At 35.3% G+C, this 13807-nt stretch carries 13 protein-coding genes and 1 CRISPR repeat array; of the genes, 2 read left to right on the forward strand and 11 right to left on the reverse strand.

What is annotated here, in order from left to right:
* Positions 1 to 52 precede the first annotated feature (52 nt).
* Positions 53 to 485: a CRISPR direct-repeat array (repeat unit 32 nt; unit sequence GTTTCAATCCACGCACCCGCACGGGGTGCGAC).
* 220 nt (positions 486 to 705) lie between these two features.
* From cas2 to cas3, 7 genes are read right to left on the reverse strand one after another with little or no spacing between them, the layout of a single operon-like run.
* Positions 706 to 996: a CRISPR-associated endonuclease Cas2 gene (cas2, locus tag GXZ93_03785; GenBank protein HHT78901.1), complete on the reverse strand. Its 291-nt coding sequence runs from the start codon at positions 994 to 996 to the stop codon at positions 706 to 708.
* A 14-nt stretch (positions 997 to 1010) separates the two neighbouring features.
* Complete coding sequence (gene cas1c, locus GXZ93_03790) at positions 1011 to 2042, reverse strand: type I-C CRISPR-associated endonuclease Cas1 (GenBank protein ID HHT78902.1); 1032 nt, start codon at positions 2040 to 2042, stop codon at positions 1011 to 1013.
* Positions 2039 to 2671 (reverse strand): CRISPR-associated protein Cas4, encoded by a 633-nt coding sequence (gene cas4 / locus GXZ93_03795; GenBank protein ID HHT78903.1) that lies wholly within the window; start codon positions 2669 to 2671, stop codon positions 2039 to 2041. Before cas4 ends, cas1c begins: the two co-directional genes overlap by 4 nt.
* A gap of 1 nt (position 2672) precedes the next feature.
* On the reverse strand, positions 2673 to 3533 hold the full coding sequence (gene cas7c / locus GXZ93_03800; GenBank protein ID HHT78904.1) for a type I-C CRISPR-associated protein Cas7/Csd2: 861 nt from the start codon (positions 3531 to 3533) through the stop codon (positions 2673 to 2675).
* A 3-nt stretch (positions 3534 to 3536) separates the two neighbouring features.
* Positions 3537 to 5291 (reverse strand): type I-C CRISPR-associated protein Cas8c/Csd1, encoded by a 1755-nt coding sequence (cas8c, locus tag GXZ93_03805; protein HHT78905.1) that lies wholly within the window; start codon positions 5289 to 5291, stop codon positions 3537 to 3539.
* Positions 5288 to 5956 carry a type I-C CRISPR-associated protein Cas5 gene (cas5c, locus tag GXZ93_03810; GenBank protein HHT78906.1) on the reverse strand — a complete coding sequence of 223 codons (669 nt, stop codon included), beginning with the start codon at positions 5954 to 5956 and terminating at the stop codon, positions 5288 to 5290. Before cas5c ends, cas8c begins: the two co-directional genes overlap by 4 nt.
* A 24-nt stretch (positions 5957 to 5980) precedes the next feature.
* Positions 5981 to 8209 (reverse strand): CRISPR-associated helicase Cas3', encoded by a 2229-nt coding sequence (gene cas3, locus GXZ93_03815; GenBank protein HHT78907.1) that lies wholly within the window; start codon positions 8207 to 8209, stop codon positions 5981 to 5983.
* Between the two features lie 373 nt (positions 8210 to 8582).
* Here cas3 and GXZ93_03820 point away from each other — a divergent pair, with 373 nt between their 5' ends.
* The gene (locus GXZ93_03820; GenBank protein HHT78908.1) at positions 8583 to 8855 is read left to right on the forward strand and encodes an RNA-binding protein; all 273 of its coding nucleotides are present in this window, start codon (positions 8583 to 8585) and stop codon (positions 8853 to 8855) included.
* A gap of 234 nt (positions 8856 to 9089) precedes the next feature.
* Positions 9090 to 10028: an alpha/beta hydrolase gene (locus tag GXZ93_03825; protein HHT78909.1), complete on the forward strand. Its 939-nt coding sequence runs from the start codon at positions 9090 to 9092 to the stop codon at positions 10026 to 10028.
* A 30-nt stretch (positions 10029 to 10058) separates the two neighbouring features.
* Here the strand turns inward: GXZ93_03825 and GXZ93_03830 are convergent, their stop codons facing one another.
* The 4 genes from GXZ93_03830 to GXZ93_03845 form a co-directional block, all read right to left on the reverse strand.
* Positions 10059 to 10424 (reverse strand): DUF1667 domain-containing protein, encoded by a 366-nt coding sequence (locus tag GXZ93_03830; protein HHT78910.1) that lies wholly within the window; start codon positions 10422 to 10424, stop codon positions 10059 to 10061.
* Positions 10425 to 10499: 75 nt separating this feature from the next.
* The gene (locus GXZ93_03835) at positions 10500 to 11849 is read right to left on the reverse strand and encodes an FAD-dependent oxidoreductase (protein ID HHT78911.1); all 1350 of its coding nucleotides are present in this window, start codon (positions 11847 to 11849) and stop codon (positions 10500 to 10502) included.
* Positions 11850 to 11855: 6 nt separating this feature from the next.
* A complete protein-coding gene (locus tag GXZ93_03840) occupies positions 11856 to 13241 on the reverse strand; it encodes an FAD-dependent oxidoreductase (GenBank protein ID HHT78912.1) in 1386 nt (461 codons plus the stop codon).
* Between the two features lie 147 nt (positions 13242 to 13388).
* On the reverse strand, positions 13389 to 13661 hold the full coding sequence (locus tag GXZ93_03845; protein HHT78913.1) for a hypothetical protein: 273 nt from the start codon (positions 13659 to 13661) through the stop codon (positions 13389 to 13391).
* Between the last annotated feature and the right edge of the window lie 146 nt (positions 13662 to 13807).

Consider the following 13807-nt stretch of genomic DNA (forward strand, 5'->3'; position numbering starts at 1 on the left):
ACCCGCACGGGGTGCGACTTCTGTTAAGTGGTAATTGCCGCTGCACGACCTTGTTTCAATCCACGCACCCGCACGGGGTGCGACATGACTACATGATAACACAAGGTATATACCTTGTGCTGTTTCAATCCACGCACCCGCACGGGGTGCGACGTCAATGTGGTATTTAAGGCTTTCAATATAGCTGTTTCAATCCACGCACCCGCACGGGGTGCGACATAAGCTCTCCATGCCTCTAATAATTCGGCTCTTGTTTCAATCCACGCACCCGCACGGGGTGCGACGTTAATAGCCCCAAACACCTGTTCGATTGTTAACGTTTCAATCCACGCACCCGCACGGGGTGCGACTATCTAATTCCAACTGGTCTCTGGTAAATAAATTTGTTTCAATCCACGCACCCGCACGGGGTGCGACGTTTATAAATGACACCGTGCTGCTTAACGTGGTAAAGTTTCAATCCACGCACCCGCACGGGGTGCGACAGTGCCTTATCTATAATTCAATAATTAACTTTATTATAAGGCAATATTTTATCTATTTTTGCGAACCTTAGATTTTTAAGATCTCTTAAATTAATCATAAGTAATTAAATGATCCGCATATACGCATTTTACCCTCTAAATCTGCAGAATGCGAATGTAAAGTTTATCAGCTCTATCACTATAGATTCGCAATTGTGTTTTTAGACAAACCATTATTAAATTAAATTACCAGGGGGCCTTCAAAATCCACGGTTTCCTTGGCTCCTATATGCTCAATTTTATGCTTCCAATTTGAGCCAAGAAAGTAAAATCGCAGACTATCCTTTTCGGGATCAATTTTTTTGATTAGCTCTTTACGTATCTTAACCCATTGAGATGGATCAACAATGCATTCAAAAATCGAAAACTGTACACGCTGGCCATAATTCTCGCAAATCTTGGCAACGTGACGTAATCGGCGTTGCCCTCCGGTACTTTTCGTATTTACATCGTAGCTGATCAAAACAAGCATATTTTTATCCTGACTTATTTCCAGATGAAAACAGGGTATCCATCAATATCTCCTCTCAGATACCGTGCCAAAAACATTGCCTGAAGATGAAACAGCATTCCTATTGGTACCCTTTCTTTTAGATAAGGATGCATTATTTCTTCTTGTTTTCTTTTCTGATAGGCTATCAGTATCTCTTTACGAATATCATCATTAATAAAAACTGCACCTGATTCCATTTTTTTAAAATTTTTCTTTCGAATCTGCTCTCTGTTAATAAGGGAAAGAGCAAGTCTGTCTGCTAAAAATGGTCTGAATTCCTCCATTATATCCAGTGCTAAACCTGGTCGTCCTGGTCTGTCTCGGTGTAAAAATCCGACACATGAATCTAATCCAACACTTTCCAGAGCAGAACGAATATCATGCATTAGAAGGGTGTATAAGAAAGATAACAGGCAGTTTACTTCATCTAAAGGAGGACGTCTGCTTCTCTTTTCAAACTTAAAATTATTTTTTTGTGAAACTATCAAATGATTAAAAACCCCAAAATAAGTATTGGCCGATAAACCTTCTATTCCTCTGAGCTCATCAAGATTTCTAATATTTTGAATTTTGCTGATATATAGCTTAAGTTGTTTCGAAGCTTCTTCCAGTTCACGGATATTTAATTTATCTGCATGGTCTCTTAATGCGCGTTGTAAAACTGTACGGCAGTTTGATATTTTTCCCATAATAATAAATTTTGCTATTTGTATAGAAGATTTTATATCGTCTGCCCAACGGTACTGTTCTCTTCTAAGTAAAACATTGCCGGACACTTTGCCTTGAATGCTTGCAAGAAAATGACCGTATTCGGTTAAAAAACTTACGGCCACTTTATTTTCTGCGCAAAAACCCATAAGGTATGGACTCATTGAAACTTGTCCAAAGCAAACAATACCCCAAATAGTGTGTATTGGTATCTGAAGTTTTATTTCTTTGTTAACAGATACGACTATTGTTTCACCTTCTTTTGAAAGATATGATCCCTGTGTAGTAATAAATAAGGTATTTAAATATTTTTTCATGATTTTTCTATTTCTTTTAGCAAATAGTCCTGAACCGAAGTAGTTTTACTTATTATTTTTGGGAGACACTCATCAATAAACGAACAGGATTTACATCTGGTGTTATAAACTGGCAGAGGGGTTTTGCCTTCTTCAATAAAAATATGCAGTTTTTCCGCCGTTTCCTGAGTTTTTTGGCGAAGCAGGTCATCAAATACGACGTTAAGCCTATGTCTTGTTTTTCCATAAAATATTGCTCCGCTATCTATCTCAACTTTCATCATTTCTTCAAGGCAAATAGCTTGTGCGCATAGCTGTATCTTGTCACTATCATCTGTTTTTGGTTTGCCACGTTTATATTCAACCGGGAACGGCTTCAAGATATTGTATTTTGTTTTATGAAGTTCCACTATGTCGGTTTTGCCGCTTAATCCTAGCTTAAAAGAGTGTAAAGCCATGCCCCGTACAATTTTAATACCAGCCTGGATTTCGTCACGTTCTTTATGAACATTTTCATGCATAGCTCTGCCTTCCGCAGTAAAAACATTCTCAGACCACATTTGTTCAATATGTATCAAAGCACATTGTCGTTTACAGAAAACAAAATGTTGCAATGCTGATAATTGTAAGAATTCTTCTTCGGAATACATGCTATAACTTTTCTTCCAATAAAACCCTATCTGGAATTGCTGACTTATTTACTGATACGACATAGTCGTTAAATGTTCTAGCTGGCTTTATTGAATCATCTGACCGATTTATAGAAATTAAATCAAACAATTTTTGTGCGGGTGCATCGCCTAGTTGTGAACTATGTTTAAATACGAATAGTTTACGGGCATTCATCTTTCCACGTGCAGCAGAATGATCATGGTCAAACATATTTATTAGCGCTTCCCATAATAATTCTAAATCATCATTATTGAATTCTGTTTGCTCTGCCAAAAAAGCAGATATATATCCTTCAGCTCTATACAATCCATAAGGGACTATGTGTTTACGTCCCATCATTCTTTCTTTCTCTCTTTCCCCCTCTGTTTCAACTGCCATTCTTGTGATAGTTACTTCTAAAGGAACAATACTTTCAATACTTCTGGCAAAATTAAGCTGTACGGGACCACGAACCTGACCGCAATTATTCTCTTTGACAGACATGACTGCACCAAATGCTCGAATATCAAAATAGTTTTTGCACATAAATATACGTCCCAGATCTGCTGATTTAAGTTTGTCTTCCTTATCTTTTACAGAAAGAGCTTCATAGGCATCTTTTCTTTCTGTAGTAAGCACAGCTTTTTCTCTGACATAAATTTTATATGGAGATTCGTTTTTCTTTACTATATCAATATAATTACGTATCTTTCTTTTTAAACAAACATCTGTAACAATTCCAAAACTAGTTTCAGGATCAATACGAGGCATATTGCCTGAATCAGGATCACCATTGGGATTACCGTTTTCAACATCAAACAAATACACAAACTCATATCGGTTTTTAATTAAATTATTCATAGCCTATTCCTCCTTTTTTTCTGATTTCTTATAAAAATCTTGTTTCTGATGGTAGTAACCTAAAGCAAACATTCCTTGATCTTCCAGGCTTAAATGTGCTGGAAATTTCCGGATATCCTGCAAAATACTTTCTATATTTTTGTCTGTATTTGCCCCATAATCTGATTTCTGAATATGATGTTGGGCCAAGCTTAGCAATTGAGGAAAAACAATCACCGGTGTGGAAGAAGCTGAACCGTAATATCTGTCTTTTATTGTGGAATTTGCACCCGGAACAGCATCTTTCTGTGCTTTCTCAAGTACAGCAAAAAGCCTTCCAAGCCGATACCCGATGTTTTTTTCTTCCTTATTAAGAACCATACCAACTACCTCTCTTTCGTTTGAATTTCTAATTCTATTATTTCTGACTAGATATGCTTTTATCATCGAAGCTCGCAAATATGTAACATTTTCAACAGGCTTACCTGTTATTTTATTCTTTGAAGACTGTTCAGCCCGAATACGATTTATTATTATCGACAATAAGTTTGACGGATATCTTTCACCTGTCAGAATTGCTCTCATAAACAAGCCGGCAAGCAGTGGTGAAAGCCTGTCTATTTCCCTTTGCGGAGCTAGTTCGCGGAGCAAATGCCACATACCGGGAAATTCAGGATCTTCTTCATAATTCTTGGCAATAGACAAATCTTTAAAATGCTGACCAATTTTATTACAGATATCTTCAACGGTATTAATATACCAGAAACGCACAGACAACCGTCCTGCATTTGGCGACAAACCCAGGATATAAAATTTCATGTTTCTTGTGTTTTCAATATCTTTTGGCATTTTTCCTTCACGAATAGCTTCCAAAAATCTGCGAATATTTCCTTTATTAATCTGACTATCCTGAGGATCAAGAACATCTTTAAGAAATCCTTCCATGGGTGTTTCTTCCTCGGCCCAAAATACAGTACTCGCATCTCCTATCTGTATATTTTGTCTACTATTGAATCTTAAAAGCTGGTTTAGTACAGTTGTATAATTAAAAACTATTTTTTCACTAACCGGAGCATTAAAGCTTTGTTCTTTATTATATGAACAAAAAGAATCCTGGTTAAAGGATACTATAGATGCACCTGATGATTGAGCATTCTTTACACCTTTAATGCTCTGGTGCAGTCTAGCAATTGGACTTCTTTGTCCACTGACAAGGCAAAAGGCTTTATAATCTGATTGATTATTCTGATAATATTTTACCCACTCTTCCCTAATAGATGAATGTTCATGTATGTATTTATTTTCGTTATCTAATTTAAAAACCACATTTGTTCCCGACATTTCTTCCCAATATGTCAATTTGATAGCTTCTGCCGGTTGCCAGGAGTCAAGAAATTTTAAAACAGAATTCATTCCGATATCATTTATCTTATCTCCCAAAGTATGTTGGAAATTTTTAAATTCCTTAAACATTTTATAAGGTCTGTCTTTATCTTTATGTTCTTTGCTGTCAGCCCCCAATACATATCCCGTATTGCCCCACATAAAATTAGGATCTATCCCCGATGTTTTTTTACTGGCAGAAGGAACTTCCAATAGTTTTGGAACATTCTTTTTGCCCTCTCTTTCTCTTAGGTCTCTAACATCAACAAGCTTTCCCGATGAATCTAGAACCAAAGCAAAATGAATTTTTTCATTGGAAAAACCGAAATCAGGAATATCAGAATTTGCATTTTGTTTCAGTCGCTCATAATATGCATTTAGCGCTTGAATAATCATTGGATGCCTCCTTTTTTAAACGGAGGAACATTTATAATCCCATCAACCATTTGTGCTCTGAAGAACTTTGGCTCCATATTGTTTTTAAAGTCTATATCGTGAAGCATCCATCCTAAGTCAACATTAGTTCCTTTTAGTTCTGATTCAGGAATCTCGGTGTCTATTAATTCAAAATGAACAGGAAATTCTCTGCAGCCAAAATAAGGCCTATGAAAACACTGTCCTTTTCTTGCTCTGCGTTCAAACATTTCTTTATGTTTTACGGGATTATTATCCTCATCACCGAGAATTTCAAAATGTGCTTCAATAATATAGCATACATTTCTAAGAACCAAAGAAGCTCTTTGTTGGCGTACATCTTCTATATAAATCTCAATGGCTGTCGCACTGTTTTTAATAGCGCCCATAACTTTACTGATTGAGATTTTTGTACCGACATTTCCTCCTGAACCAATTTCATTACGCCTGACATTATCAAATTTGATAGGATTTATTACATGTATCTGGTCAATAACCCAACTAATAGAGGGCTTCCAGTAAATTGCCTCTAAAATACCCCGGGCAGCTGAAGGCGTAATAACATCATAGCTAACACGTTCCGCTTTCATTTCCGGTCTTGTAAAACATGCATAATCGCCCCACACTTTTAACTTAATACCAAACACAAAGACCTCCTTCTTTCATGAATACTAAAAAATATTATTTTCAGCTTCCCTAAACACAGGATCATCATAATTTAATCCAATATCTTTACGGTATAAATCCTCATTGATTAAAACTAAAAAATTATCTCTTATTCTTTCTATAGAAATGTTTTCTAGTTTTCTTAAAATTTGTGGATATATTTGCACACTAAACCTTTGTGCTTTGCGTGCTAATTTTTTTGTAAATTCAGCATAACGCAATTGCTTGATAATTCTTTTCGCATCATCATTATATGGAATGATTACTGATTCCATATCCTTATCTATGATTTTAAAATCTTCTGTTATTTCTCTAAAAGGGAAATTGATTGACCCAACCTCTTCAGAGAGTTTCTCCAATATTTTTCCCTTATCTAACTTATCTTCATTTATCCAGTATAAATTACGAAAATATTCATTTATTGCTTCCATGGACAATATATCACTGTATTTTCTCATTATTGCATTTGCTTCTTCTGCTCCTTGACGTAAAAACCCTACAGGCAAAGTTTTTTCCGGATAAAAAACATATACTTTTCCTATAGGAAGGCTACCCTCTCTATTACATCTGCCAGCAGATTGAGCAATAGAGTCAATACCAGCAATTGAACGGAAAACTACTGGAAAATCTATATCTACCCCTGCTTCTATCAATTGTGTGCTGACAACTCTACATTTTTTATTACTTTTGAGATCATCTTTTATCTTTTGAATAATTTCCGAACGATGAATGGGGCACATTAATGCACTTAAATGATATAAACCGTCTTTATCATCTATTTGCTCATACAGTTCTCTTGCATGACAGCGGGTATTAACGACACATAAGACCTGTTTAAAACCCAGAATCTTTTTTATCAGTTCTTTATCGGTGGTTTTTTGCTGTTTTTTGGAAAGATAATTTATTTCAACCCGCCTAAAATTTTTATATAGCCTTTCCGGATCAGAAATTATTTCACTTACATTTTCCAACCCATTTACAAATTCATCATTTTTTAAAAGAGCCGGCTGTGTTGCCGTACATAAGACAATCGTAGTTTTGTATGAATCAGTTAATTGTCTTAAAATTTCAATACAAGGTTTCAATAAATGTATGGGGAGCATTTGAGCTTCATCCAAAATAACAATGCTATTTGCAATATTATGTATCCGGCGACATTTTGAAGTTCTGTTATGGAAAAGAGATTCAAAAAACTGCACATTTGTGGTAACAATTAAAGAAGCATCCCAATTTTCAATCGCCAGCTGAAATTTATAGTCATCATCATTGATTTTAATATTGCTATGATGCTCCAATACTGCTTCATTGCCAAATATTTTCCTAAAAATGTCTGCATTCTGTTCAATTATGCTGGTATATGGAATAACATAAATAATTCTATTCATTCCATATTTCAAGGCATGTTTTACAGCAAAAGCAAGCGATGATAAAGTTTTACCTCCTCCGGTAGGAACAGTTAAAGAAAATAGCCCTGGCATATTATCTGCCGCTGCTATACATTGTTTCAAAATATCTTTACGGTATTTATTTATTAAAGTATCAGGTGCTCTAGAGGATATGTCATCTAATGCTTTATTTAATTTAAGATTCATTTCGGGAAGTTTGATGCAGCTGCCTCTAAGCAATGCAGTATCTTTACTCATGAATGCTTCAGTATCTAAATAATCTGCATCAACGAGGCAGGAGAAAATCATTCTTACAAAGAGTTGTAATTGAAAAGCAATACGTTCATTATTGCCCTTGGCAAGGTTAAAAGGTAATGATTTAATATTGGAATTGAATTCAAGCATCTCGGTTAAATATGCAGAATAGTCAGGGATATTTTTCTTCTTTAACCTATCATCAAGACAGGCCTCATTTGATTTGCCATCCAGTAATCCGGAATGATGACCAGCTACTGTATAAGCCAGCAGCTTGCCAAAACCATTTGAGAATAATTTATTGATTTCCTGTGCTCCAGCAGTTGAATGATCTGGATGTGATATTTTTGCTTCAGCATTAATATTATTGTCAGTTGTTTTAATTAGCATGTCCTGAAATTCTTGTGAATATTTGCCGATATCATGCATCCATCCGGCTAGTTCAGCCCAATCACCGCCTCCAAAAGACTCCGCAAACTTCCGAGCAAGTTTAGCAACATTTCTTAGATGGTCTTTAAGCTTCTGCCACTCACAAGAAGGTCTTCCTTTCAAGCTATGGGCATAATATATTTTTCCGTATTTTGAGCTATCCATCGAGAAAATTTTAGGCTAATAGAAACTTATTTTTTTAATATCCTGCTTATTTTGAGGAATTAGGTCATATTATTATTTAATTGCATAATATTATACTAATATTTTATTAGATTGTTAAAGTAATTTTTGAAAAGTTATTTAATTCAATAATCTGATTATAAACGGCATATTTTCACTTTGAGGTTAGATTATCGATTAAGCCTATTAATACAATTCAAATATTATTTGACAAAATTAATATATTAACAATATACTTAACTTTCTCTTGTGTAATGATATTTTAAGTATGAGTTCGGATCGGTTACTTTTCGGATACCTCTCGAAAGAAATATTATGAAGCGTGGAGAATTTAATATTTGCATAGGAGGTAAAAATGCAGGGTAACAAACTTTATGTCGGAAATCTTACTTATTCCGTAACAGAAGAACAGGTTGAAAAACTGTTCTCAGAGCATGGTCAGGTAAATACTGTTAATCTTATCGGAAACAAAGGTTTTGGCTTTGTTGAGATGGGTTCTGTAGAAGAAGCAGAAAAAGCCAAGGAAGCTCTAAACGGAGTGTCATTTGAAGGACGTACACTAATTGTTGATGAAGCTCGTCCACAGAAAGACAGACATCAGGGAAATTTCGGTAGCAGAAGGTACTAATCTTAAAACAAATACTTTTTTCTAATTATAATTATAATTAATTAGATTAATTTATTTATATAGTTTGGTTCTTATTTTAAAGCGACTTGATATTAGCTCTGAAACCATAAAAGGTTTTATCTAAGAATTACAGTCGCTTTTTTATTTTGAGTATTTATTTTTCAATTAAAACTTATATTTTATTTTTAAGTTAAAATATTTGACAAACAGTCTTTTTTAACAAAGGAGTTTGATATGTCAAAATGGTCAGATTATTTTTTGGCAGACGACGGAACAAAAATATATTATTTCAAATGGATTCCTGAAAAAGAAATTACCGGTATCGTGCTCATTGCTCACGGGATGGCTGAGCATAGTGAAAGATATGATGATTTTGCAAATTTTTTAAACAAAAATTCATTTGCAGTATTTGCCAATGACCACAGAGGTCATGGAAAGACAGCAGGAAGTACCGATAAAGTAGGCTTTGTTTCCGGTGAAAATGGTTGGGAAATAATGGTTAAGGATTTTTTAAAAATGAAAGAAGAAGCAAAAAAACAATGTCCCGCAAAACCTTTATTTGCTCTCGGACACAGTATGGGGACATTTATCATAAGGGATATTGCACTGAATAATGATGAGTATTTTTCCGGGGATCTGAGAGGAATAATATTATCCGGCACAGGATGCGGACTGGGGCTGATGGGGCAAATAGGAAAACTTATATTTAAATCAGAAATCAGCAAAAGAGGAGCAGATGGGAAAAGCAGGCTTCTGCATGATATGTCTTTTGGAAAATATAATAAAAATTTCAGGCCAAACAGAACCGAATATGACTGGCTGAGCTCCAATAATGATAATGTCAATAAATACATTGAAGATCCTTACTGTGGTTCTGTTTTCAGCGCTTCCTTTTTTAGGGATCTTGCCGGAGGTATTGAAAAAGTCAACAATTTTAAGAATATAAAAAGTTTTAACAGGGATCTGCCTGTTCTGCTGATTTCAGGTGAAAAAGACCCGGTAGGCAATTTTACCAAAGGCGTAAAAAGAGTATACAGGGACTACATCAGAATCGGAGTTTCAGACATACAGATGAAATTCTATGAAGGATTTCGTCATGAAATCTTAAATGAAACCGGAAAAGAAAAAGTTTATGAAGATGTGCTGGACTGGATTAAGAAACGAAGCAGCTGAACTTTAAATATGTTTAAAAAATTCTGTCAGTTATTTTTCTATGGTCATACTGGCTATTATTGAGGTCTGGGAGCCATTATTATTTATTTTAAGGATAATTTCTCCCATTCTGACAGGAGCTTTTACTTTTATTTTTTTGAGTTCTTTAATAATTTTGAAAATATCTTTTTTTGGAACCGCAATACTGCTTCTGACAGGAAGCCTGCGATAATCCTCTGAATCTATTGCGACTATTGTCGTTAAAATCCTGGTCGGACTGAATATTTCATTTTCAGCAAATGACAGTCCTTTTTTACACTTATTCCCGGAAATGGAAGAGATTTTGCCACTGTTGACAATTATGTCAAGAACACATCCTTCCGGGCAGTTTATACATGTTAACTTTTTATTCTCCATTTTTATATTTTAACTTAATTAGCAAATATTTTATCGTAATCGCTCATTTAACTACTGATGAATTTATTATAAAAACTATTTTATATTTATTGATGCTTTGATATCAGACCCTCCCGCAGTCTCAGTTATATTTTTCAGATTTTCTTTTGATATTTTTATTTTTATAAGCTCACCGGGGAAAACATATCTTAATCTTTTTGAGAACAATATTTTTCCCTTAAAACCATTTTCAGGATTATTATTGCAGGTATCTTTCTTATTATCCGGATAAATGTCAAAATCTGCATTTTTAAACGGCTTCTTTGCTCTTACCCATATGCTTACATCTTCAAGAGAAGTTATTATTTGCGGAATTATCTGGGCAATATTTTCACCGGGAAGTATTCTTACTGAAATATTGCCTCTGATTTTTTTATTGTTAAGGTAATCAAAAGCTTTTTCGGCAGCGATATATGCGTCCTCTGTCACATTATCGACCAGGTCATTTACAAAAAGAGAATTACCGCATGAAAAAATTCCATCTATATTAGTCTGGAATTTTTCATCCACTTCCGGACCCTGAGTGTTTTTATCAATAAGAACACCCGCTGTTTTTGCAATCTCGTTTTCCGGGATAAGTCCTACGGAAAGCAGAAGAGTATCGCATTTAATATTTCTTTCCGTACCTTTTACCGGTTTGAGATTATTGTCTACTTGCGATATCTCAACTGACGAAAGAGATCTTCCCCCTTTAATTTTTGTGACTGTATGGCTTAAGTTCAAAGGGATATCATAATCATCAAGACATTGGACGATATTCCTTTTAAGCCCTGTTGAAAAAGGCATAAGTTCAAATACCCCTCTGACATCGCAACCCTCCAGCTTTAAGCGCCTTGCCATTATAAGTCCTATGTCTCCTGAACCAAGAATGACTATTTTCTTTCCCGGAAGATATCCTTCTATATTTACAAGTCTTTGGATAAAGCCTGCAGTAAAAACACCGGCAGGCCTGCTTCCCGGAATCAGTATCTGTCCCCTTGTTCTTTCCCTGCATCCTGTTGCAAGTATCAGGGATCCGGAACTTATATTTAAAAGACCATATTTTTTACCCGTCGTTAGTGTGTTGATTTTTCCGGAATCAGAATTACTGACTGATAAAGCGAAAGTATCTTTAATAATTCTGATCTGTGTCTTGCTTACAAGATCTATGAATCTCTGGGAATATTCCGGGCCTGTCAGTTCTTCATTAAAAACTCTTGTTCCGAAACCACTATGTATGCATTGAGGCAGTATCCCTCCCAGGTAATGTTCTCTTTCAATGATTACTATATCTTTTATGCCAAGTTCCCAGGCTTTTACAGCAGCCGATAATCCTGCAGGTCCGCCTCCTATTATAGCCAGGCTGCAGTCAGTGCTTTTATATTGTTCTTTGTCTGATGCAATCATATTTTATTAAATCTTATATTTTGCTATATATGAATCTTTGCCGCATTTTGTTATTTTTTCGAAAGGTATTTTCAGTTCCCTCGAGATGATCCTCATAACTTTTAAAAGACAGTAACCGCCCTGGCACCTGCCCATTCCTGCCCGGGTCCTGAATTTTATGCCATCAACTGTGGATGCTCCTTTTCTTACTGCGTCAACTATTTCAGCTTCGGTGACCTTTTCACATCTGCAGACTATCTCGTATTTCTGTGTGTCATCCGCATCTGCTGATTTATTTACAGCTGCATCATTTTTTATAATACGTCTTTCAATGTTTTTATTTTCAGGAATATATTTTCGATTTTTAACCATTTTTATTCCTGTATTTTTCAAAATTTCCGGAACCATTTCTGCTATTATGAATGCACATGTCAGGCCGGGTGACTGGATTCCGGCGACATTTATAAAATTTTTATTTACAGCACTATTGCTTATTATGAAATCACCCGAATCAGAAACTGCTCTCAGGCCGGCAAATTCAGTAATAGCTTTTCCAAAAGGAATATTGTCAAACATTTTTGAGGCATTCTCTTTTACTTCATCAAGACTCTTAGAAGTCGTTGAAAGATCTCTGCCGGTTATATGCTCATAATTAGGACCGACAAAAAAGTTGCCACTGACAGTCGGAGTGACAAGGAGACCCTTTGTTTTGCTTTTTGAAGAATCCGGCAACTTGAAGTTAACATGTTTTACAAAATTTCCTGCCTCTGAATCAAACAATATATACTGGCCTCTGCAGGCTTTTATTTTAAAAGAATCATCCCCTATCATGTTTGCTATCTCTGCAGAATCTACACCGGCTGCGTTGATGACTATTTCTGACTGAAAAATATAATCAGGCTGATAGGGTGAATGATTTTTTGTTTTTATCATAAAAAGTTTTCTACCGGACTGATCGGTGATATGTTCTATGGATTTTACTTCATTATCAAAATAAAAATTAACACCGTTCATTAAAGCGTTTTCGTAAATTGATATCGCAGCTCCGTAAGGTGATATGATGCATGTCTCCCCAGCGAAAAGAGCTGCCCGCACATTACTGCTTATATTGGGTTCAAGCTCTTTTATTTTCTGCCTGTCAGTTATTATTTTAAGTCCCGAAAGTCCGCTTGCTCTTCCCTGCTCAAGAAAATTTTCCAGAGTCCCCATCTGATAATCATGGAATATATTTAACATTGAGCCGATATTCTTTATATGTATGCCAAGCTCATCAGCATTTTTTCTAAAAAGCCGGTTTCCTTTATGACTTATTTTATATTTTAGGGAATTTCGCTCACCTGCATAACCGGGGTGAATTATGCCGCTGTTTGCTTTGGTCGTTCCCCAGCCGGCATCCGATTCCTTATCCAGCACAGCAATGTCCAGTTTGTATCTTGCAAGCTGCCTTGATATTGCAAGTCCTGCAATTCCTGCTCCTATTATTATTATGTCTCTTTTGATAATTATATTTTCTGTACTGATTATTGCCGCCTTCCGGATTCTTTATTTTCCAATTTGATTTTAATGTTTTTTACAAGATCCGGTTTTTTTTACTGTTGCAGCTGTAATTGAAGCTGCACCTGCTTTCCTGTCCGGAACTCTTAAAACATCTTCTGCGCTTTCAATGCTTCCCCCGGCAATAATGGAAAAATCTTCATTATTTACCTTTCCCGGTAATTCCAAACCCTGTGAACTATTTTTTGTTCTTTCAAAATTTATATGAAAAAGATCAAAACTGCAACCATAAATTATGTTTACTGCATCTGCAGAATAATCATTATAAAAATTCTGCACTTTTATTATCCCTGCAAATATTTAAAAACATTATTATTGCAATAAGCATATAAAACATCAACTTTTTTTAACTGTTTAATAAAGATTTTTTAGATTTAAAAGTGTTATAATTGTTCATAAATGATCCGGACTTATTTTTTGAATAC

This window comes from Actinomycetota bacterium (genome assembly GCA_012837825.1).
Classification (GTDB): domain Bacteria; phylum Actinomycetota; class Humimicrobiia; order Humimicrobiales; family Humimicrobiaceae; genus Humimicrobium.

Excerpts from the sequence above, each read along its gene's own strand:
- cas7c (HHT78904.1), bottom strand. The coding sequence starts at position 3,533 with ATGAATAATTTAATTAAAAACCGATATGAGTTTGTGTATTTGTTTGAT.
- cas3 (HHT78907.1), bottom strand. The coding sequence starts at position 8,209 with ATGGATAGCTCAAAATACGGAAAAATATATTATGCCCATAGCTTGAAA.
- GXZ93_03820 (HHT78908.1), top strand. The coding sequence starts at position 8,583 with ATGCAGGGTAACAAACTTTATGTCGGAAATCTTACTTATTCCGTAACA.
- cas4 (HHT78903.1), bottom strand. The coding sequence starts at position 2,671 with ATGTATTCCGAAGAAGAATTCTTACAATTATCAGCATTGCAACATTTT.
- cas1c (HHT78902.1), bottom strand. The coding sequence starts at position 2,042 with ATGAAAAAATATTTAAATACCTTATTTATTACTACACAGGGATCATAT.
- cas2 (HHT78901.1), bottom strand. The coding sequence starts at position 996 with ATGCTTGTTTTGATCAGCTACGATGTAAATACGAAAAGTACCGGAGGG.
- GXZ93_03835 (HHT78911.1), bottom strand. The coding sequence starts at position 11,849 with ATGATTGCATCAGACAAAGAACAATATAAAAGCACTGACTGCAGCCTG.
- GXZ93_03825 (HHT78909.1), top strand. The coding sequence starts at position 9,090 with ATGTCAAAATGGTCAGATTATTTTTTGGCAGACGACGGAACAAAAATA.
- GXZ93_03830 (HHT78910.1), bottom strand. The coding sequence starts at position 10,424 with ATGGAGAATAAAAAGTTAACATGTATAAACTGCCCGGAAGGATGTGTT.
- cas8c (HHT78905.1), bottom strand. The coding sequence starts at position 5,291 with ATGATTATTCAAGCGCTAAATGCATATTATGAGCGACTGAAACAAAAT.